The 19,806-nt window shown below is 66.8% G+C and carries 18 protein-coding genes; 7 read left to right on the top strand and 11 right to left on the bottom strand.

Annotated features, from left to right (window positions below; translation table 11 throughout):
• Positions 1-676: 676 nt before the first annotated feature.
• Together FLG15_RS14270 and FLG15_RS14265 are read right to left on the bottom strand one after the other, a co-directional pair.
• Positions 677-3,058, bottom strand: a complete 2,382-nt coding sequence (locus tag FLG15_RS14270; protein ID WP_057678358.1) for a TonB-dependent receptor — start codon at positions 3,056-3,058, stop codon at positions 677-679.
• 391 nt (positions 3,059-3,449) lie between these two features.
• Entirely contained in the window at positions 3,450-5,513 is a 2,064-nt protein-coding gene (locus FLG15_RS14265) for a TonB-dependent receptor (RefSeq protein ID WP_057678357.1), read from the bottom strand.
• A 162-nt stretch (positions 5,514-5,675) separates the two neighbouring features.
• On the opposite strand from FLG15_RS14265, the gene FLG15_RS14260 reads away from it, so the two are divergent.
• Both FLG15_RS14260 and FLG15_RS14255 read left to right on the top strand, forming a co-directional pair.
• Entirely contained in the window at positions 5,676-6,092 is a 417-nt protein-coding gene (locus tag FLG15_RS14260; RefSeq protein WP_057659922.1) for a MerC domain-containing protein, read from the top strand.
• Positions 6,093-6,387: 295 nt separating this feature from the next.
• Positions 6,388-6,570 (top strand): 30S ribosomal protein THX, encoded by a 183-nt coding sequence (locus tag FLG15_RS14255; RefSeq protein WP_008571876.1) that lies wholly within the window; start codon positions 6,388-6,390, stop codon positions 6,568-6,570.
• 125 nt (positions 6,571-6,695) lie between these two features.
• Here FLG15_RS14255 and FLG15_RS14250 read toward each other — a convergent pair whose 3' ends face one another.
• The 5 genes from FLG15_RS14250 to FLG15_RS14225 all read right to left on the bottom strand — a co-directional run bounded on the left by FLG15_RS14250 (position 6,696) and on the right by FLG15_RS14225 (position 12,712).
• On the bottom strand, positions 6,696-7,736 hold the full coding sequence (locus FLG15_RS14250) for a zinc-dependent alcohol dehydrogenase family protein (RefSeq protein ID WP_017158554.1): 1,041 nt from the start codon (positions 7,734-7,736) through the stop codon (positions 6,696-6,698).
• A 72-nt stretch (positions 7,737-7,808) separates the two neighbouring features.
• A complete protein-coding gene (locus tag FLG15_RS14245) occupies positions 7,809-9,194 on the bottom strand; it encodes a chloride channel protein (protein ID WP_057659920.1) in 1,386 nt (461 codons plus the stop codon).
• Between the two features lie 177 nt (positions 9,195-9,371).
• Positions 9,372-10,670, bottom strand: a complete 1,299-nt coding sequence (locus tag FLG15_RS14235) for an alkaline phosphatase family protein (protein ID WP_150146625.1) — start codon at positions 10,668-10,670, stop codon at positions 9,372-9,374.
• 36 nt (positions 10,671-10,706) lie between these two features.
• Entirely contained in the window at positions 10,707-11,252 is a 546-nt protein-coding gene (locus FLG15_RS14230; protein ID WP_150146622.1) for a methylated-DNA--[protein]-cysteine S-methyltransferase, read from the bottom strand.
• Positions 11,249-12,712, bottom strand: a complete 1,464-nt coding sequence (locus FLG15_RS14225) for an AlkA N-terminal domain-containing protein (protein WP_150146620.1) — start codon at positions 12,710-12,712, stop codon at positions 11,249-11,251. The genes FLG15_RS14230 and FLG15_RS14225 overlap by 4 nt, the downstream gene beginning before the upstream one ends.
• A 147-nt stretch (positions 12,713-12,859) precedes the next feature.
• Here FLG15_RS14225 and FLG15_RS14220 point away from each other — a divergent pair, with 147 nt between their 5' ends.
• The 4 genes from FLG15_RS14220 to FLG15_RS14205 all read left to right on the top strand — a co-directional run bounded on the left by FLG15_RS14220 (position 12,860) and on the right by FLG15_RS14205 (position 15,810).
• Positions 12,860-14,116: a COG3904 family protein gene (locus tag FLG15_RS14220; RefSeq protein ID WP_150146617.1), complete on the top strand. Its 1,257-nt coding sequence runs from the start codon at positions 12,860-12,862 to the stop codon at positions 14,114-14,116.
• 75 nt (positions 14,117-14,191) lie between these two features.
• Positions 14,192-14,446, top strand: coding sequence for a hypothetical protein (locus FLG15_RS14215; RefSeq protein WP_057679031.1), 255 nt, complete (start codon positions 14,192-14,194; stop codon positions 14,444-14,446).
• A 400-nt stretch (positions 14,447-14,846) separates the two neighbouring features.
• Positions 14,847-15,383, top strand: a complete 537-nt coding sequence (locus FLG15_RS14210; RefSeq protein WP_039570263.1) for a DUF4019 domain-containing protein — start codon at positions 14,847-14,849, stop codon at positions 15,381-15,383.
• A 25-nt stretch (positions 15,384-15,408) separates the two neighbouring features.
• Positions 15,409-15,810 (top strand): MAPEG family protein, encoded by a 402-nt coding sequence (locus FLG15_RS14205; RefSeq protein ID WP_017155823.1) that lies wholly within the window; start codon positions 15,409-15,411, stop codon positions 15,808-15,810.
• Positions 15,811-15,836: 26 nt separating this feature from the next.
• On the opposite strand, the gene FLG15_RS14200 is transcribed toward FLG15_RS14205, so the two are convergent.
• The 4 genes from FLG15_RS14200 to FLG15_RS14185 are packed head-to-tail and all read right to left on the bottom strand — an operon-like array spanning position 15,837 to position 17,607.
• The gene (locus FLG15_RS14200) at positions 15,837-16,157 is read right to left on the bottom strand and encodes a hypothetical protein (protein ID WP_057679030.1); all 321 of its coding nucleotides are present in this window, start codon (positions 16,155-16,157) and stop codon (positions 15,837-15,839) included.
• Positions 16,154-16,396 (bottom strand): RNA-binding S4 domain-containing protein, encoded by a 243-nt coding sequence (locus tag FLG15_RS14195; RefSeq protein WP_005929320.1) that lies wholly within the window; start codon positions 16,394-16,396, stop codon positions 16,154-16,156. Before FLG15_RS14195 ends, FLG15_RS14200 begins: the two co-directional genes overlap by 4 nt.
• A 36-nt stretch (positions 16,397-16,432) precedes the next feature.
• Positions 16,433-17,080, bottom strand: a complete 648-nt coding sequence (locus tag FLG15_RS14190) for a hypothetical protein (RefSeq protein ID WP_057679029.1) — start codon at positions 17,078-17,080, stop codon at positions 16,433-16,435.
• Positions 17,081-17,109: 29 nt separating this feature from the next.
• Complete coding sequence (locus tag FLG15_RS14185) at positions 17,110-17,607, bottom strand: RNA polymerase sigma factor (protein ID WP_150146613.1); 498 nt, start codon at positions 17,605-17,607, stop codon at positions 17,110-17,112.
• Positions 17,608-17,774: 167 nt separating this feature from the next.
• Between FLG15_RS14185 and FLG15_RS14180 the strand changes: the two genes are divergently transcribed.
• Complete coding sequence (locus FLG15_RS14180; protein ID WP_057679027.1) at positions 17,775-19,673, top strand: DEAD/DEAH box helicase; 1,899 nt, start codon at positions 17,775-17,777, stop codon at positions 19,671-19,673.
• Positions 19,674-19,806: the final 133 nt, after the last annotated feature.

Here is a 19,806-nt window from a genome sequence, read left to right as displayed (position 1 = left end):
GCGAGTGAAGGAACCGGCAGATGCCAGCCGGGTCCGGAAAGCCCCTCAGCCAACGTAACCTGCAAGCGGAGTTGCACCGCAGGCAGTCAGATGCCACGTGTCGATGCCCGGGGTGCGACATCGATGCAAAGAAGCAGCGACAAGCGCCATGTGCGTTTATCCCAGTTGAGTCACAAAAGCGCATTTGCGCCGATGCAAAGCTGCTGTCAGGTCCTGCGTCGGCTCCCCTGTGCGTGTCGACGCAGCCGATGTTGTCGATGCGTCTGCACCAACAACGCCTGGATTACAAAGGGGGACAGCATTGCCTGCAAGGCATGCACACGGCGAGATCTTCGTGACACATCGCGCAATTTACGACGGGCGTGTCGGGTGATGCGTTGCATGCGAAGTTCTGCCGACGAAATTTGCAGAAAAACTTGGCGGGGGCGGTCATTTCGATCGAAATAAGCGATCACGATGCGTCGTTGTGCTTCGCATGCGAGCTGTTCGCCTCCGCCCCGTCATCACCGGGTTGCAGCGGCCGTCGCGCGTGGGAAAACGCATGGGTGCCGCAACGCCTGGCAACGCCGGTTTTGGTCCGGGCATGCCAGCGTCGCGAGACTGCGCATCGAGGCATGCGCTAGCGAGGTCCCGCGCAGCAGTCTCCGCTGCTGCGCGGCTCAGGTGTGGCGGCGGACTACCAGCGGTACGCCACCGAGAGTTGGTACTGCCGCCCGGCGATGGGGCGGCCCATGAAGACACCACCGGTGGCTGCGCCAGGCACGCGCACGTTGCCTTCGGTCAGGCCCAGCGTGTCGGTGACGTTGCTGCCGCTGGCCGTCACTTCCCAATGTTCGCCCACATGCAGGTTGGCGCCGATGTCCAGCATGTCGTACGCGGGCAGGCGCTGGCTGTTGGCCAGGTCTGCAAAGCGCTCGCCGATGTACGAATAGGTGGCAAACACCTTGAGGTCGCCGAACGGCAGCATCCAGTAATAGCTGGGCGTGATGCGGAACTGGCGCTTGGGTTGGCGCATCACCCGGTTGCCGGTGAACTCGCGATAGTTGCGATATTTCGCATCCAGCCATACCCCGGTGCCAGCCAGCTCGAACCCGCCGAACGGCCGGATCGCACCCTCCACTTCCAGGCCACGTGCGCGCGAATCGCCCACAGCGGTGAAGTTCTCGCCATTGGCCAGGAATGCCTGGAACGGCGAGTTCTTGAAGGTGTTGTAGAACGCGGTGAGATACAGGTCGTAGACGCTTGTGCCGGACTTCAAACCCAGCTCGTATTGATCCACATCCTGCACGCGGTTCTGCCCATCGCGCAGGTTGTCGAAGCCGGGAAACTTCACCCCGGAGTTGACCCGCGCAAACAGGCTGTTGTTCTGGTCCAGCGTGAAGTTCAGGCCAGCTGTCCACGAGAACGCTTCATCGTCCTGATCGATGCGCCGGGTGGTCGCCAATGCCAGCGAGGTGGCGTTGTCGTACAACGTGGCCGGGTTGCCATCCAGATCCACGGTCGTGGTGTCGTGCACATCGCCGGTGACGCTCTGGCGCTCGTAGCGTGCGCCCAGGTCCAGGCGCAGGCGTTCGCTCAGCTCCCATTCGTCGGCCACGAAGGCGGCGATGTTTTCGCCGTCGTACTTGGCGCGCAGGTTCAAGAACGCGGTACTGGTGAACCCCTGGCGCGTGGCCTGGCGGCCATCGTCCAACGTTACATCGATGCGGCGTGCGTTGTTTTGCGCGGTGAGCAGCATGGTGTTGCCCAGGTACCAGGTATCGGCAGACGAATACTTGGTGTAGTACGCGCCCACGGTGAGCGTATTGCCGGCAAACAGCTCGCGGCTCAGACGCAGGTCGTTGGTAAAGGAATTCAGGCGCTTGTCCACCGACCACCAACCGGCTTCGAGCACCTGCTGGTTCGGATCCACCGTACCCCCGCCATTGGTGTAGCTGGCGCTGCCGCCGCTGCCGTAACCGGCAATGAAATCGCCCAGGCGCTGTGGCGCATCGCCGGTAAAGAGCGCGTAGGTCGGCGCGCTGCCGCTGATCACGTTGAAGCGGTCGGCAACGGTCCAGCCGCCGCTTTCCCAGTTCCATTCGCCGCCGAACACGTCGATGTTGACGCCGCGCCCGTCGGCCAGATCGCGCCGCAACGTCTGGCCATCGGGCCCGACCAACAGCTCCACATTGCGGAAGTCGCGGCCGAGCAGGGTGCCGGTCTGCGCGTTCAAGCCGGGGAAACTGGAAAGATCGTTGCCGTTGTTGCGCGAGAGCAACGGAATCGCGGTGTAGAACGCGTTGTTATCGTCGGTGTGGCGTGCGTAGAACGACAGCTCGCCGCTGTCCCAGCGCTTGCTCAACGTGGCGCTGAACTGGCCGCCCTTGTCGGCGGAGAACTGCGGGTCGCGCACGCCGTCGGTTTCGCGAAAAAAGCCGCCCACGCTGTAGTACCAACCATTGCCCATCGGCCCGCTGTTGAACACATCGATGCGGCGCAAGGCGTTGTTGCCGCCGGTCAGGCGCACGCTGCCTTCGGGTTCGTCCTGGCCTTTTTTCTGGATGAAATTGACGGTCAGGCCGGGCTGGCCGTTGGAGAAGATCGGACTGGAGCCGCCGCGCAGCACTTCCATGCGTTCGACAGTGTCATCGACACGGAACAGCGTGGAATTCTCCAGGAACGACAAGGTCGGCGGTGGAAACAGCGGTGAGCCATCCAGTTGCATGGTCACGAACGGCGCATCGCCTTCCGATGGCATGCCGCGCACGAAGATGTTGGCACCGGTGCCGCCACCGCTGGGCTCTGCCCACACGCCGGGCACGATCTTGAGCAGGTCGGCGGTGCTTTGCGGCACCGCCTGCTGAATCTGTTCCGGGCTGGCCGTGGTGATCGAAAAGCTGGCATCGCGCTTGGCCAGGCCCTTGAAGCGCGCGGTGCCGCTGACGATGACCGCATCCAGCGTCGTGGCCTCTTGATTGGCTGCTGCGGGCGTGGCGGTTTGCGTGCGGCCATCGGGTGCCAACAGCGCGGCAGCGACGGCGAGCGAGAGGGTGTAGCGGGGCGATGAAAAACGCATGCGCAAGGCTCCTTGTGTAGGTGCGAGAACGCTGCCGAGCCATGCGGCGGTGTGCAGGCATCGGCAGCCAGTGCACGCGCGCGCCCGCGCTATCGCGTCGCGTGCGCCCCCTGTCAGCGCAGTGCTAATGAAGTTTTAACCCCAGATGCGCCGCAGCCTGTTGTGCGACGCAGCAGCATGCGGCAGCGTTTTCTGTTGGGAACACGGCGGTACTTGCTTGCAGCGCGGACGGTGCCCCTGTCCTGTGCGCCATGCAGCTCCGCACGATGGCGAACGCGACTGCAGCCCCGGTGCAGCGCGCTGCCGTACACGCCGACCAGTCGGCAACGCCCATAAAAAAGGCCGCCCGAAGGCGGCCTTCCTTCCAGTCAGCAGGGGAGAGAGTCTGCTGTCAGAAGAACAGGCGCACGCCGAACGAGGCGCTGCGGCCAGGAAGCATCACATCGTCCTTGAGGAAGGAGGTGTGCACGCGTGCGTCCTGGTTGGTGAGGTTATTGCCGTCCAGGAACACTTCCCACGCCGTGCTGCCGTGGTCCACGTGATACGCCAGATGTGCATCGACGAAGGTGTAGCCGTCGGTCGGCGTTTCGTTCACTGCCACCTTGTCCTGCTTCATGGTGCGTGTGGCACCGACCGATGCGCGCCACTGCTGCGCATCCCAGCGCAGCTGCGCACCGAAGCGGCCCGGCGCAATCCGCGGCAGGTTGCCGCCATCGTTCAGGCGCGCACGCACGGTATCGCCGAACACGCGCAGGTCCCACGCACCGTTCTGGTTGTTGACCAGGTGGAAGGTGGCCTCGCCTTCGAAACCGTGGAAGATCGCGTCGGCCTGCGTCCACTGGCGAATCGGCAGGAAGTCGTTGTCTTCTTCGTTGAACCACTGGCCGCCGGTGTCGACGATGTAGATGAAGTCGTTGTAGCGGTTGTAGTACGCCGCCACCTTGGCATCCACCCATGCGTTCTGGAAATTCAATCCCAGCTCGGCCTGGTTGGCCTTCTCGGTCTTCAGATCGGCGCCGCCGATCTCGAAGGCGAGGGTGGCGATGTGCGGGCCGTTGGCGAACAGTTCTTCCTCGGCCGGCGCGCGTTCGGCGTGGTCCAGGTTGGCGGTCAGGCGCCACTGCTCGTTGAAGCGGAAACCGCCGCTGGCCGAGAAGCTGGTCGGCGTGAAATCGCGGTCCACGCCGATATCGGTCTGGTACTTGACCTTGTCCACGCGCGCGCCGACTTCGGCGGTGACGCGCTCCCAACTGTTGCGTGCGACGGCGAAGGCGCCGAGCGAGCGGGTATCGGTCTTGGGCACGAAGGATTCTTCGCCGATCGCCTGGAAGGTGCTGTCGCTGCCCTGCAGGCCGAATGCGGTCTGCCAGCCGCTGCCAAACGTGAACGAGGCTTCCACGCGGCCTTCGTTGGCCCGCTTGGTGAACACGGTGCCGACTTCGGCGCCTTCGAATTCGGTATGCGCGTAATCGGTATGGCCGAAGCTGTAGCGCAGTGCGCTGCCGTCGCCCCACGGATCGGTCAGCCCGCCCTTGAGGTCGTAGCGGTCCTGCTGCAGTTTCAGCGACACGCCGCGCTCGCCGATGGACGGGTCGCCCGGTTCGCCCGGGTTGCCGTAGTTGTCGCGGAAACGCGATGCCGACAGGCCGACAAAACCCCAGTCGCCGGACAGCGATGCACCGATCGAGCCCACCTTGGAATCGATCCAGCTGTTGAGCTGGCGGCCCTTCGGCGTGTCGTAGTCGTTCTGGTTGCGATACACACCATCGGCATGGATCGACAGGCCGCTGCCATTACCGGCATCGACGCGGAACATGTCGGTGTTGCCGTCCTTGTCGCCGCCGTCGAAGCGCGCTTCGGCGCGCCCGCTGAAGCCGTCCACGGGAGTCTCGGCGATGCGCCCATCGACCACGTTGACCACGCCGCCGATGGCGCCGGAGCCGTACAACAGGGTGGACGGACCCTTCAGCACTTCGATTTGGTTGGCCAGGAACGGCTCGATCGCCGGGGAATGGTCCTGGCTGACGGTGGACACGTCCTGGGTGGACAGGCCGTCGCGCAGCACTGCAACGCGCGGGCCGTCCAGGCCGCGGATGATCGGACGGCCCACGCCGGGCCCGAAGTTGGAGCTCTGCACGCCCGGCAGGCTGGCCACGGTTTCGCCCAGGCTGGAACTGCGCACCTCGTCCAGGCGCTCGCCGGCCAGCACTTCCACCGGGCGGCTCAATTCACCGGCCGCATCGCGCAACGGGCTGGCGGTGACCACCACCTTGTCCAGATCCTTGATATGGCGCCCACTGGAGGGGCTGGCATCGTGGCGGGTGTCCGAATTGGGCGGGGTCTGCCCATCGGCAGCGACCGGAGCGTCCTCGGCCATGGCCAGGGCAGGGGTCAGCAGGCTGGCCAGGGCCAGCGAGAGCGCGGAACGGTGGAACGAGGGTGCAAATGGGGGCATGGTGGGCCGGACTCTGTAATTGTTACTGTGTATCAGTGGTAAGGCGCAGCTTGCCTGCTGCGCCGGCGGCGAGCCCGCATGGCTGCGCGATGCACTGATGCGGGGCTGGAACAGTAAGATGTTATATTATTCCACGTCGCCGCGAGTACCCTGCTGGACGTCATGCCTCTACCATCCCTTCGCCATCTTCTTGACCGCTTCGGCGCAACCGGCTCGCTGCTGTGCGCCGTGCACTGTGCGGTATTGCCACTGGTGCTGGCGCTGGCACCGTCGCTGGGCCTGTCGGTCTGGCTGGGCGACGGGGTGGAACGGGCCATCGTGGTGTTCGTGACGCTGCTGGGCCTGTTCAGCCTGGTGCTGGGGTATCGCCGGCATAAAGCGCTGCATGCGCTGGCGTTGCTGCTGCCCGGTCTGGGGTTGCTGTGGCTGGGCCTGCTGTACGACCCGCTCCATCATTCGGTGGTGCCGCATGCGGTGGTGATGACCCTGGGCGGCGCCCTGGTCGGTATCGCCCATCTGGTCAATCTGCGCCTGAATCACGGGCATGGGCATGTGCACGACGCCAGCTGCGCGCACTAAGCACCGCTACCGCTGCAGCGATGGCCCTTGGGCCGAGGGCTGCACGCAGAATCGAGACCTGCCGTTCGTCCATTCGGGCCGCTCTACGGCGTTCGCCTGATCACAGCGCGGCGCGCACAACGCACGCGGTGCGCCGCAGGCAGCCAGCTCGGCAGGGCGGCCAGGCGCTGCCCAGCTACGCGCGCCGGGGGCCGCCGTGATAGGCTTGTCGGCCTTGCGCGAGGGCGCCGCCGGTGAAACCTCGCCAGACCTGTGCCAGCACGGGAATTTGTATTCACATTCAGGAGTCGACGAAATGGGTAAGGGTGACCGTAAGACCGCCAAGGGCAAGCGCTACAACGCCAGCTACGGCAATTCGCGTTCGCACGCGGTGAGCAAGGTTGTCGTGGGTGCAGCTGCCCCGGTTGCCAAGAAGGGCGTGGTCAAGGCCCCGGCCAAGAAGGCCGTCGCCAAGAAGACTGTCGCCAAGGCCGGCTGATCCCAGCCAGCTTCGCGACACCAGAACGCGGCGCTTGCGCCGCGTTTTTCGTTTTGCAGGCGGTCGTTACGCTCCCGGCCCATCAACGTGCGCCCATATGCGCAGGATGCCGGCGGCGATCTGCGCTAGAAGCGATCAATGACGCTGATGCCGAGGTCGCGCATGGCGTCCATGCCGGTCAGCACCGCAATGGCCTCGTCCAGGTCCACCCGTTTGCCGATGAGCCGTTGTGGTGCGATCTTCCCGGCCTGGATCATCTCCAACATCGCATCGTACCGCCACGCCTGCATCCCGTGGCTGCCGTAGATCTCCAGTTCGTGGCCGATCACCTGCGCCATCGGGATCCTGGGCGTGGCGTGTTCGCCCAGCATCAGTCCCACCTGGACATGACGGCCGCGCCGCCGCAGGTTGCTGATGGAGTTGAAACAGGTCGCGGGGCTGCCGAGCGCATCGATGGAAACATGCGCGCCGCCCTTGGTGATCTCGCGAATCGCCTCCACCGTGTCGGCCGCTTTCGACGCGTTGACCGTTGCGACCGCGCCGCATTCAACGGCGAACGCCAGCTTGTCGTCGAAGATGTCCACTGCAATCACCTGCGCCCCCAGTGCCGCTGCGATCATCACTGCCGAAAGCCCGACGCCGCCGCAGCCATGTACCACGACCCATTCGCCAGGGCCGGTTCTGGCCTGATCGACCACGGCCCGAAACGAGGTGGCAAACCGGCATCCCAGGCTTGCCGCCGTCGCACTGTCGATGCTGTCCGGCAGTCTAACCAGATTCGTTTCGGCAAAGTCGATCGCGACATATTCGGCGAACGATCCCCATGCGGTGAAGCCGGGCTGGAACTGGTTCGAGCACACTTGCTGATGGCCGCCGTGGCACTGCGCACAGCGCCCGCACCCGGACACGAAGGGCACGGTGACCCTGGTGCCGATCGCAAAGCCCGAGATGTGTTTTCCCAAGGCGACCACTTCGCCGGCGAACTCATGTCCCGGCACGTGCGGCAATGCAATGTCCGGATCGTGCCCCATCCAGCCGTGCCAATCGCTGCGGCAGATGCCAGTGGCCGCCACTTTGATCACCACCCCGTCATCGGTTGGCGTCGGGTCCGGGAGCTGCAGAATTTTCGGAACATGTTCGAAACGCTCGAACTGCATTGCACGCATACATAACCTCAGGAAGCAGCACAACGAAGAGGGGATCTACCGCGCTGCACCGCTGGCGAGCGTTGCGGCAGCTTAGGTTCGTGGCGAGGCGTCGTCCTGGCTGCTGTTTCCGGCCAATGTCTGGGACTGCGACGTTGACGCATGCTCTGCAGCGGGCGCCGGCACCGGCAGCAATTGCTCGGCCAAGCCACGATAGATCGGCGTCTTGCAGACCAGCCCGGAGACTGCGCGCGCGATCAGCACGGTGGCCAGGATCGGCAGCAGCATCTGGCCGGTGTCGGTGAGTTCCAGCGAAATCACCGCCGAGGTCAGCGGCGCCTGGGTCACGCCGGTGAGATAGGCGCACATGCCCAACAGCACGAAGGTGCGCGGGTCCACGCTGGGCATCAGCACCGAGAGGTTGTGGCCGATGCCGGCACCCACTGCCAGCGCCGGCGAAAACAGTCCGCCCGGAATGCCGGCCAGATACGAGACCAGGTTGGCGATGAGTTTCATCAAGCCGAACTCGTGGCCGACCACCGCATGCCCCTGCACCAGGCTGCGCGCCTGTTCGTAGCCGGTGCCGAAGGCGCCTTGCCCGAACACCAGCGCCAGCCCGACCAGGGCAACGCCGCACAACGCGGCCAGCAGCACCGGATGCCGTTGGCGCAGCGCGCCCAACCAGCGCGGTTTGCCGCTGACGCTGGCCAGCACCATCCGCGCGAAAAGGCCGCCAAGTAACCCGGCCACGCTGCCGCACAAGGCGATCGCCAGCCAGGCCTGGCCCAACGGCAAGGCCACCGCCACCTTGCCGAAATAGGTGTAGTTGCCCAGCAGGCCTAATGACACCACTCCGCCGACGATCACCGCGGTGAGCAAGGTGCCGGAAAAGCGGTGCTCGAAACGCCCGCTCAGTTCTTCGATCGCAAACACCACGCCCGCCAGCGGGGTGTTGAACGCAGCCGCGATGCCGGCGGCGCCGCCGGCGAGCAGAAAATGCGAGAGCTCGCGTGGGTCGCGAAAACCGAACCAGCGCCCGAACACATGCATCAGGCTGGCGCCGACATGCACGGTGGGTCCTTCGCGTCCCACCGATGCGCCGCCGAGCAGCGACAAGGTGGTCAGCGCGAGCTTGCCAACCGATACGCGCAACGAGAGGTTGCTGTCGCGAAACGCCGGGTCCGGGTGCTCCAGCGCGGCGATCACCTGCGGGATGCCGCTGCCGCGCGTGGGCCGCAGCGCACCGGAGGTGAGCCAAGCGAGCAGGGCGAAGATGCCCGGCGTCAGCAGCAATGCCCACCAGATCGAGTGTGCGGTAATGCGTTGAAAGAGATGAAAAGCCGCGTCGCTGGCCTTGGCGAACACGATCGCCACCAGCGCCACCGCAATGGCGCCGCCCCACAGCGCAGCGCGACGACGCCAGCCTTCGCTGGACAACAGCGGCCGCGAGCGATGCGGCGGGGGATTGGAACCGGACATTGCGTCATTGTCGCACTGCCGGGCCGCAGCGGTGTCTACAGCGATCCGCATTTTTGCGCGCTCGCCAACACGCGCTGCGCGGTGGCGAGGTGGAGCGGGATCTTCCCTGCGTGCGCATTGTCGGCGTTGATGCGGCCCGCTTACGCACCGCGGCGGCGTTGCGGATGCCGGTCGCGATTACCGGGCGTCGGCTGCCGGCGGCATGCGCAGGGCCGGCAGCAAGGTTGCCGGGTTGCCATCGTTGGGTGCGGCCGCAATCCCCAGCAGCCGGGTCATCAGCGCATAGACATCCACGTTGTCGAAGCCTGGCAGTGTCTTGCCCTGCGCCAGATCCGGGCCTTGCGCCAGGAACACCGCGCGCATCGACGGCAATGCCGGATCGAAACCGTGCGAGCCACGCATGCCTTGCCGCGCGCGCTTGGCAAGCTTGTCCGGGAAGAGCGCATCCCAGCCTTCGTGCATTTGGCAGACGATCGACGGAATGCGCGGGTGGCTGCCGTACTGCCAGCGTGCCGGCAGCTCGGCCTTGCGCCAGCAGTCGTAGTGGTCGTGCGCGCCAAGCACGCTGGCCTCGGCAGCGGCCTGTTGCCCGGGCAGTGGCTCCAAACCGATCACCTGGCCGTCGGTGATTGCGGTGGCGATCTGCGGCGGCGCGATGTCTTCCACGCTGATCGCATGCCCTGGCGCCACCTCGGCCATGCCATGGTCGGAGACCACGATGATGTTGGTGCGCGCACGCGTGCCATCGCGTTGCATGCCTGTCAGCAGCCGGCCGATGGCCGCATCCACCGCGCGCACGGCGTCGGCGTATTCGCGCGATTCCGGGCCGTGGTCGTGGCCGGCTTCGTCCACGTGTTCGAAGTACAGCGTGACCAGGCGATTGCGCTGGGCACCGTCGGTTTTCAGCCAGCCCCGCACTGCGTCCACGCGCGTGTCCAGGCGCACGCCTTTTTGGTAATGGCGCCATTGCGACGGGCGCACGCCCTTGATCGCCGCCTCGCTGCCTGGCCACGACCAGGTGGCCGCATGCTGGCCCGATTTTTCTACGCCCACCCACACCGGTTCGCCGCCCCACCAGCGCGCATCGCCCACCGCGTCGGACTTGCTCAACCAGAATCCCCCAAGCGTCGGGTCGCGCATGCTGTTGTGCACGATGCCGTGGTGGTCCGGACGCAGCCCGGTGACCAGGGTGTAATGATTGGGAAACGTCAGCGACGGATACGCGGGCGTCATCCAGCGCGCACGGACGCCTTCGCGTGCCAGTTGCGACAGGTTCGGCGTGATGCCGCGATCGAGCATGTCCGCGCGCAGGCCGTCGATGGAGATCAGCAGCAAGGTGTGCGGGTTGCTGGCCGATGCGATGTTCGCAGATGCAGTTGGCAGCTGCGTGGGCGCGCTGCGCGCGGATGGCTGGCTGCTGCAGGCCGCAAGCAAGGCAAGCGCCGCTGCGGCAATTCCAAGACGTCGGTCGATCATGGCGTAAGTCTACGGCGCAGCGATGACGCCGCGAAGTCAGCCAGTGCGCGCTGGCGAGGCAGGGGCGAACAGATCGTCGGCGCGCGCCGCACCACGCGGCGACCAGCCTTCCAACTGCAACAACGCCTGCTTGGTCGGCAGGCCGCCGCCGAAGCCGGTCAACGTGCCATTGGCGCCGATCACGCGATGGCACGGCAGCACGATCGGCAGCGGGTTGCGTCCGTTGGCAGCGCCCACCGCGCGGCTCGCGGCCGGCTTGCCCACCGCCTGCGCAAGCTGCGCATAGCTCCAGGTCTGCCCGAACGGAATCTGCGCCAGCGTGCGCCAGACCATCAGCTGGAACGGTGTGCCGACCGGTGCCAGCGGCAGATCGAAACTGCGTCGCCCGCCGTGCAGGTAATCGAGCAGCTGTTGGCGTGCTTCGCGCACCAGTGGCGCATCGGGGTCGTGCAACCAGCGTGCACGGCCGACGGCGTCGTAGCGGTTCTGCGCGAACAGGATGTGGTGCACGCCGGTGTCGTCGGCGGCCACGCTCAGTGCGCCGATCGGCGAGGGGAAGGTGTCGTAGTGCAGGGTGCTCATGCGCGGGGGTCCTTGCGGTCGTTGGCCAGATGCCACAGGTGCAGCACGGCGTAGGCGCGCCACGGTCGCCATGTCTGCGAACGGGCATCGGTAGCGCGTTCGCTCAGGCGCCCGGGGGCGCCGAGCACCTGCTGCAGGATCAGGTCGCCGGCCGGGAACGCATCTGGGTGGGACAACGCGCGCATGGCGATGTAATGCGCGGTCCACGGCCCGATCCCGGGTAGCGCGGTGCAGGCGGCGATGAAATTAGCCAGGCGCTGCCCGGCACCGAAGTGCAGCTGGCCTTGCGCGCAGGCCGAGGCCAGCGCACGCAGCGTGGCGGCGCGCGCACGCGGCAGCCCGAGGTGTTCCAGCGGCGCGTCGGCCAACTGTTCGGGCGTGGGAAAACTGCGATCCAGCCCGGGTGGCATGTCGGCATGATGGCCGCCGTGACGGTTCACCAGGCGCGCTGCCAGCGTTGCCGCGCCGGCCACGCTGATCTGCTGCCCCAGCACTGCACGCACCGCCACTTCGAAGCCGTCCCAGCCGCCGGGTACGCGCAGACCGGGTCGGCGTGCAATTGCCTCGGCCAGCAGCGGTTCCGGCGCCAGCGTGGCGTGCACGGCCTGCAGGTCTGCATCCAGATCGAACAGCCGGCGCACGCGCCGCACGATCTGCGGAACCTGGCGCGGGTCGGTGGCGCCGATGCGCAGCAGCAGTTCCGGGCGCTGCGGTGCCGCGCTGACCTCGATCACGCTGGCCTTGCCCGGCGCGCCGATCACGCGCCGGTAACCGTTGGCGTCGACCTGCTCGATGCCCGGAATCGCGCGGCGCTGCAGGAAGGCCAGCATCGCCGGCAGATCCAGCGGCGGGCGATAGCCCAGGCGCAATGTCAGTTCGCCGCCCGGCACCTCGGCACGCTGCTTGCGCAGTGCAGAGGGCGGCATGCCGCAGCCCTGCAGGAAGGCCGCATTGAAGCGGCGCAGGCTGTTGAAGCCGGCTGCGAGCGCGACCTCGGTTACCGGCAGGGCGGTTTCGGTCAGCAGTTGCTTGGCCAGCAGCAGCCGATGCGTGCCGTGCACCTGGATCGGCGTGGCACCCAGCTGCTGCACGAATTGCCGCTGCAGCTGGCGCGCGCTCACGCCCACCGCATCGGCCAGCGTCTGCACCGGCTGCGCCTGCAGCGCGCCGTCGGCAATCATCGCCAGCGCACGCTGCACGCTTTCTTCGCCCAGATGCTGCTGCGCCTGCGGCGACAACTCCGGCCGGCAGCGCAGGCATGGCCGGTATCCAGCAGCGCTGGCTGCCGCGGCGGTGGGGTAGTAACTGACATTGGCCGGCTTCGGCGGCGGCGCCGGACACACCGGGCGGCAATAGATCCCGGTGCTGCGCACGGCGGTGAAAAACAGCCCGTCGAAGCGTGCATCGCGTGCCAGGCGGGCGCGGTCGCATTGGGCTCGGTCGGGCGTTGCGGTCTGCATGGCGCCAGTCTATGCGCTCGCTCCGGCGCCGGCTGGCCGTTTTCGGACAGGGTTGCGTTGGCCCTGCGCGTTCATGGCCGGGTCAACCCTTCGACCCATTCAGCCATAGACTGCGGGTGATCTCCGTCGCGTTCCGTGCCCCACATCATGCTGAAATCGGTTTGTCTGTCCCTTGCCTGCTTGCTCCTGCTGGCCGCCTGCGACCGGTCGGCGACCTCCGCCGATGCCGCGGCTGCGCAGCAAAGTGGTGCGGGGCAGGCCGGCGATGGCGATCACATGGTGTCGGTGGATACGCCCGAACCGGTACCGCCGCCGCGCCCGCGCACGCAGGCAGGCGAGGCAAGCTGGCCGCAGGCGGAACTGGAATCGGGCCAGGCCTGGATCAGCTGCGCGACCGATTACAGCCGCGAGGTCGGCGACGGCACGCTGTTGCCGGCATTGGACCGGGCCAGCGTGGAAGCGGCGCTGGCGCCGTGCCGCGAGACCGGGCTGGTGCGGGTGCGCTACGCCGGCAAGATCAACGCAGGGTTTGCGGCGCTGGTGTGGCGGCTGGCCTCGGTGGCCGAGCAGTGGAAGTTGCCGCATCGCATCCTGGACCTGGACTCCAGTGGCGGGCAGGTGGAGGCGGCTATCCGTGCCGGCGACACCATCGGCGAGTCCAACTGGACCATCTGGGTGCGCGAAGGCTCGATCTGCCACAGCGCCTGCGTGTTCGTGCTGGCGGCCGGCGACAACCGCCTGGTCGCCGGCAAGGTCGGCATTCACCGCATGATGCGGATCAGCTCCAAGGCCACCTCGCGCGCCGAGCTCAATCGCGAACTGCGCGAGGTCTACGGCAACGTCAAGGATTACCTGGAGCGCAACGGCGTGGCGGTGGCGGTGGCCGACCTGATGATGACCGTGCCCAACCGCAGCCTGCGCCTGCTCAGCATGGAAGAGCTGCGCGAATACGGGCTGGATGGCACCAACGCGGTGCAGGACGATCTGGAACGCATCCGCCAGATGCGCAAGTGCGGCGATGCCTTCGTACGCCGCAAGGACGCGTTTCTGGTCGCCTTCGACCAGAAGTGCAAGGGCGAGGGCGCAGACCTGGACGCGGTCAATGCCTGCGGCCTGGCTTTGAAGCAGCGCTTCGGCTTTCCGGATGCCGCCTGCCCGGAAGAAAGCCCGCTGGCCGAAACCGATGCCGCGGCGCTGCCCGCCAGCCCGCCGGCCGAAACGCAGACCGGTGAGGCGCAGACCGGCCAGGCGCAGACCGGCCAGGCGCAGAACGGCCAGGCGCAGAACGACCAAGTCCAGCGCGACGCCGCAGGTGCGGCGACACCTGCAGCCGAGCCAGACGCCGCGCCTGCGCAGGATGCGGCCCAGGCCGGCCCGCCGTCTGCGCTTCACCCCGACGGCTGAGCGCAGCGACCGGCTTCACGCGTATCGCACTGCGCGCTGCCTATCGTCGCTGCATCACAACCGAGCCGGTGACATATGCGAGGCAAGACCAAGGGTGTGTTACTGGCATATCTCCCGTCGGCCCTGCTGGTGCTGGTCGGCTTCGGTGTGGCCGAGTTGCTGCGTCTGGCCGCTGCCGCCATGCACGAACAATGGCCGGCGACACTGGCAACCTGGCTGAGTCTGGCGGCGCTGATTGCCGCGATCGCGCGTGCCTTCTGGGTCAGTTGGCGTCTGTGGCGGCCGCGTGGCGTGACAGCCGTGCCGCCGGCTCCCGGGAGCGAGGTCTGATTGCGCAGGCAACGACGCTGGAACTTCAAGGTTGGTGGGTGCTTGTGCGGGATGGGGGCTTGGCAACTTCAAATGGTTGCGGCACGCGTCCACGCCCAACCGATGCCGATATCCGCAGCATGCCTGCCACTCCGGACAGAGGGAGGAAAACGCCGCTGCCAAACCCGATGACGTCGATGCGTGCGGCCGTGGCCAGAGCTTGCTGCTCGTCGCTTGCGCGCTCGAGCGGTGCGTTGTTCCCCGAGGCCCGCGTCAGCGCTTGGCGTGTTGTCGTCAGTGCCGTCCCCGCACCTGCAGCCGCAGACTTGTGTTGCGCATGACACGCCCTAGACTGCGCTACCCACCCACAGGTGGGCGGGCGCCTTTCCTTTCCACCCGATCCGTACAAGGTCCTTGTCCCATGCTTCGTTCTCGTCTGGTTATCGTGCTGGCACTGGCTCCAGCGCTGGCGTTCGCTCAACAACCGCAGGCCGCCAGTCGTCCCGCTGGCCCGGCTGCGGCGCAACCGGCCGCTGCGGGGCCCGCAGCGCAGCCGGCGCTTAGCCCGGCGCAGCAGGCGCAGCTGACCAAGCAGAACACCGAGATGACCCAGGCCGCCTTGCGCGTGGCGCAGATGGTGGACGGCAACCAGGTTGCGTCCCTGTGGGATGGCGCGTCCAAGGTCGCCAAGACCGCCGTCAAGCGCGATGTCTTCGTCAGCCAGATCGGCACCGAACGCGCGCGCTTGGGTGCGGTGGTGGGGCGCGGGCAGGGCTCGGTCACGCGGGTCAAGTACGGCCCCGGCGCGCAGGTGCCCGAAGGCCTGTATGTCAACGTCAGCTTCCCGACCCGTTTTGCCAAGGCGCAACAGCCGGTCCGCGAGCTGGTGTCGTTCCGTCTGGACGAAGACAAGACCTGGCGGTTGGCCGGTTACAGCCTGCGCACGGCGGTGAAGTGATGTTTCCATCGGCCAGGAGAAACGCATGCAACTGACGATCGAGCTGCAGATGCTGGGCTGGGCGATGGTGCTCGGGCTGGTGCAATTGCTGGCCGCCTCGGCCAGCATGACCGCCCAGCGCGGCACCAAGTGGAATGCCAGCGCACGCGATGGCGAGGCCAAGCCGCTCACCGGCGTGGCGGCGCGGTTGGACCGCGCGTTCCGCAACTATCTGGAAACCTTTCCGATCTTCGCGGCTGCCGTGCTGGCAGTGAGCGTGGCCGGGCGCACCAGCGCAGAAACAGCACTCGCCGTGCAGCTCTACCTGTGGGCGCGCGTGGCGTATGTGCCGGTGTATGCCGCGGGTATTCCGTACCTGCGCAGCGCCATCTGGGTGGTGTCGTTCTGGGGCATCATCAAACTGGTGCGCGCACTGCTGGGCATTTGATGCAGCGTCGCCGGCGGGTGCGAGTTTCAATCCGGCGCTTGCACCCGCGCCAGGATGGCATCGATGGACGCCTGCGCATCGTCGGTACGCAGGGCGTGTTCCAGGAGTGGAATCACCCAGGCGCAACCGGCCCTGGTCACCTCGGCACGCCAGTCGCCGCGCCAGGCATCCAGTTCGTGCAAGGCCAGCATGCTGCAGCCGCCTCGCTCGGCATGGCCGCCGCGGATGGACCTCTCCAGCCAGAACGGCTGGTCCGCGTCGATGGCGATCGAAAAAACACAGACGTCGTGGGTTGGATCGTCGGCCGAGGGTGCGTTGTTGCGCCGGCCGATCTCCACCACCTTCATGCGTCGGGCTCGGCGTCCGGGTCCCATGCCAGCACGCGGATTTCCACATCGTCCAGCTGCACCAGCTGACCGGGACGGATCTTGGCGGTCTTGCGCAGCTCCTGCACGCCGTCGACGCTGACCGCGCCGCTGGCGACGATCGCCTTGCCCTGGCCGCCGCTGTCGGCAATGCCGGCCAGCTTGAGCAACTGGTTGAGTTCGATGTAGTCGCCGTCCAGGTCGAATTCCAGGTATTGCATGGTGTGCTCGGTGGCAGGGAGGCCGCGATTATCCGCTTACTCGCGCTGGAAACGCGCGATCTGTTCCAGCAGGGTTTCGGTGCGGGCGACGCTGCGGCCGGCATGCGCGGTGTCGAGGCGTTCCAGCCAGGGGTGACCGCTGCGCTGCAGCCGGCGATAGCCCAGCCAGGTGCCGATGCCGCCGATGACACCGACCAGCAGGTTGCATAGCAGCCAGGCGGTTGGCAACGACAGGCCGGTGAGGGCCCGCCATGCAGCGTCTGCCAATGCCACCCATAGCACCCAGAACGCTACGCCCAGCCACGGCGCCACGCGCGTGCGCCAGCGCCGCAGCTGTGCAAGCGCGCGCTGTGTCTGCAGCAGGGGCCTGGCGAAATCCAATTGCGACAACAGCCACAGTTGACGGACCGCAGACGCCGCCAGCGCAACGCACCACGCCTGCAGCAACACGCCGCCGACGACGGCAGCCGCCTGTTCGGCGAACGCACGCCAGCTGTGGGCAACGATGCCACTCAGTGCGATGGCGCACAGCAGTTGCGCCGACTGGCTCAGCCACAACGGGCGTAGCTGGGCGCGTGCTGCGTGGCTGCGCAGCTCGCCGAGCACCTGGTCGGTGAGTGCGGCATGTTGGTCCAGTCGCTGTTCCAGCGAACGCCAGGCCAGGGCGATGTCGTCCAGTTCCATGTCTTGCTCCGGTTGCGGATGGGTGGGGGTCACAGCTCGGCGCGCATACGCGTTTTCAGGCGGCTGAGTTTGGTGGCGACATTGGTTTCGCTGATGCCGAGCACTTCGCCGATCTCGCGATAGCTGTGTTGGTCCAGATAAAGCAGCAGCAACGCGCGTTCCAGCGGCGGTTGCTGTGCGATGAAGGCATACAGCGCGGCCACCTGTTGCTCGCGTACAGGGTCGTGCGCATGGGGATCGGCAATGCGCTCCTGCACCGCATCCAGCGCGATCGGCTCGCTGGCCGCGCGGCGGCCGCGCAGATCGCTGATCGCCACGTTCAGGGCGATGCGGTACATCCAGGTGGAAAAGCGCCGGCCCGGGTCGTAGCCGGGAAATGCCCGCCACAGTTGCGTGGCGATTTCCTGCGCCAGTTCGTCGCGGTCGTCGCGGCCGCGGCAATAGCTGGCCGCCACCTTCAGCAGGATGCCGCGATGTTGCTGCAGCAGGGCGCTGAAGCGGGTGTGCAGGTCTGTGTCCAGGGGCATGGCTCCAGTCGGGCAGGTGAGGGGCGACACGGGGATGATTCGCGCAGGAGCGCGATTCCTCACAACCTGAATGGACTGTCACGAAAATTTCGACAGCAAGGGGGCTGAAGAGGCACACTATGCTGCTTTGCGCCTGCCGGCTCCGTGCGGCGCCTCCGGAGTTACCCATGACCCAAGAATCTTCCGCGCCGCTGCTGTTTGCAGATCTCGGCCTCTCGGACGCTGTGATGAAGGCCGTTGCCAATGTTGGCTACGAGTCGCCGTCGCCGATCCAGGCTGCCACCATCCCCGCGTTGCTGGCCGGTCGCGATGTGCTCGGCCAGGCCCAGACCGGCACCGGCAAGACCGCCGCGTTCGCGCTGCCGGTGCTGTCCAACGCCGATCTCAACCAGGTCAAGCCGCAGGCACTGGTGCTGGCCCCGACCCGCGAGCTGGCCATCCAGGTTGCCGAGGCATTCCAGAAATATGCCGAGGCCATTCCCGGCTTCCGTGTGCTGCCGGTCTACGGCGGCCAGCCGTATGCCCAGCAGCTGAGCGCGCTCAAGCGCGGCGTGCACGTGGTCGTCGGTACCCCGGGCCGGGTGATCGATCACCTGGATCGCGGCACCCTGGATCTGTCGCAGCTCAAGACGCTGGTGCTGGACGAAGCCGACGAAATGCTGCGCATGGGCTTCATCGACGATGTCGAAGCGGTGCTGAAGAAGCTGCCGGAGCAGCGCCAGGTGGCCTTGTTCTCGGCCACCATGCCGCCGGCCATCCGCCGGATCGCGCAGACCTACCTGAAAGACCCGGCCGAAGTCACCATCGCGGCCAAGACCACCACCTCGGCCAATATCCGCCAGCGCTACTGGTGGGTGAGCGGGCTGCACAAGCTGGATGCGTTGACCCGCATTCTCGAGGTCGAGCCGTTCGACGGCATGATCATCTTCGCGCGCACCAAGGCGGCCACCGAAGAGCTGGCGCAGAAGCTGCAGGCGCGCGGCATGGCGGCTGCGGCCATCAACGGCGACATGCAGCAGGCCGCACGCGAGAAGACCATCGCCCAGCTCAAGGACGGCAAGCTGGACATCCTGGTCGCCACCGACGTGGCCGCACGCGGTCTGGACGTGGAGCGCATCAGCCACGTGCTGAACTATGACATTCCCTACGACACCGAAAGCTACGTGCACCGCATCGGTCGCACCGGTCGTGCCGGGCGTAACGGCGACGCGATCCTGTTCGTGACGCCGCGCGAGAAGGGCATGCTGCGTTCGATCGAACGCGCCACCCGCCAGCCGATCGAAGAAATGCAGCTGCCGAGCGTGGACGCGGTCAACGACACCCGCGTCGCGCGTTTCATGACCCGCATCACCGAGACCCTGGCCGGTGGCCAGATCGACATGTACCGCGATCTGCTGCAGCGCTACGAGGCCGAAAACAACGTGCCGGCGATCGATATCGCCGCCGCGCTGGCCAAGCTGCTGCAGGGCGATGCCCCGTTCCTGCTGACCCCGCCGGTGCGCGGTGCGCGCGAGGAATCCGCTCCGCGCCAGCGCAACGAGCGTGCCGACCGGGGCGAGCGTCCGCGTTTCGAACCCACGTTCGAACGTGGCCCGCGCGCCGACAGCGACCGCGCTCCGCGCCCGCCCCGCGCTGACAATGCCGGCGAGCGTCCGCGCCGCGAGCCGGCCCCACGTGGGGAGCCGGAGTTCGGCATGGAGAGCTATCGCATCGAAGTAGGCCACAGCCATGGCGTGAAGCCGGCCAACATCGTCGGCGCGATCGCCAACGAAGCCGGTCTGGAAAGTCGTTATATCGGTCGTATCGACATCCAGGACGATTACTCGATCCTGGATCTGCCGGCCGACATGCCGCGCGAACTGCTCGCCCACCTGAAGAAGGTCTGGGTGTCCGGCCAGCAGCTGAACATGCGCAAGCTGGAAGACGGCGAAGCGGCCGGTGCGGCGTCCAAGCCGCGTTTCCCGCGTGGCGGCAAGCCGTCCGGGCGCCCGAACGGCCCGGGCCGTCCGATGGACCGCGCCGGCGCGCCGCACCGCAAGGGTCCGCCGAAGCCGCGTGGCGAGTAAGCCTGCCCGGCATGGCCGGCAGGTGCCACCACAGCCGGTCGGATTGCCCAGTATCGCTATGCATCAAAGAGCATAGCGAGCGGGTAGGGCGTGACGGCGCCTCAGGGCGGCGGCGATCAGGCCGATCCCGTCA

The organism is Xanthomonas phaseoli pv. dieffenbachiae (genome assembly GCF_008639345.1).
Lineage (GTDB): Bacteria > Pseudomonadota > Gammaproteobacteria > Xanthomonadales > Xanthomonadaceae > Xanthomonas > Xanthomonas phaseoli.
This window is presented reverse-complemented; position numbering and strand designations above follow the sequence as displayed.

Coding starts and splice junctions, on each gene's coding strand:
- FLG15_RS14270 (WP_057678358.1), bottom strand. CDS start 3,058: ATGCGTTTTTCATCGCCCCGCTACACCCTCTCGCTCGCCGTCGCTGCC.
- FLG15_RS14230 (WP_150146622.1), bottom strand. CDS start 11,252: ATGAGCACCCTGCACTACGACACCTTCCCCTCGCCGATCGGCGCACTG.
- FLG15_RS14220 (WP_150146617.1), top strand. CDS start 12,860: ATGCTGAAATCGGTTTGTCTGTCCCTTGCCTGCTTGCTCCTGCTGGCC.
- FLG15_RS14185 (WP_150146613.1), bottom strand. CDS start 17,607: ATGCCCCTGGACACAGACCTGCACACCCGCTTCAGCGCCCTGCTGCAG.
- FLG15_RS14235 (WP_150146625.1), bottom strand. CDS start 10,670: ATGATCGACCGACGTCTTGGAATTGCCGCAGCGGCGCTTGCCTTGCTT.
- FLG15_RS14225 (WP_150146620.1), bottom strand. CDS start 12,712: ATGCAGACCGCAACGCCCGACCGAGCCCAATGCGACCGCGCCCGCCTG.
- FLG15_RS14205 (WP_017155823.1), top strand. CDS start 15,409: ATGCAACTGACGATCGAGCTGCAGATGCTGGGCTGGGCGATGGTGCTC.
- FLG15_RS14210 (WP_039570263.1), top strand. CDS start 14,847: ATGCTTCGTTCTCGTCTGGTTATCGTGCTGGCACTGGCTCCAGCGCTG.
- FLG15_RS14200 (WP_057679030.1), bottom strand. CDS start 16,157: ATGAAGGTGGTGGAGATCGGCCGGCGCAACAACGCACCCTCGGCCGAC.
- FLG15_RS14245 (WP_057659920.1), bottom strand. CDS start 9,194: ATGTCCGGTTCCAATCCCCCGCCGCATCGCTCGCGGCCGCTGTTGTCC.
- FLG15_RS14265 (WP_057678357.1), bottom strand. CDS start 5,513: ATGCCCCCATTTGCACCCTCGTTCCACCGTTCCGCGCTCTCGCTGGCC.
- FLG15_RS14255 (WP_008571876.1), top strand. CDS start 6,388: ATGGGTAAGGGTGACCGTAAGACCGCCAAGGGCAAGCGCTACAACGCC.
- FLG15_RS14180 (WP_057679027.1), top strand. CDS start 17,775: ATGACCCAAGAATCTTCCGCGCCGCTGCTGTTTGCAGATCTCGGCCTC.
- FLG15_RS14195 (WP_005929320.1), bottom strand. CDS start 16,396: ATGCAATACCTGGAATTCGACCTGGACGGCGACTACATCGAACTCAAC.
- FLG15_RS14250 (WP_017158554.1), bottom strand. CDS start 7,736: ATGCGTGCAATGCAGTTCGAGCGTTTCGAACATGTTCCGAAAATTCTG.
- FLG15_RS14260 (WP_057659922.1), top strand. CDS start 5,676: ATGCCTCTACCATCCCTTCGCCATCTTCTTGACCGCTTCGGCGCAACC.
- FLG15_RS14215 (WP_057679031.1), top strand. CDS start 14,192: ATGCGAGGCAAGACCAAGGGTGTGTTACTGGCATATCTCCCGTCGGCC.
- FLG15_RS14190 (WP_057679029.1), bottom strand. CDS start 17,080: ATGGAACTGGACGACATCGCCCTGGCCTGGCGTTCGCTGGAACAGCGA.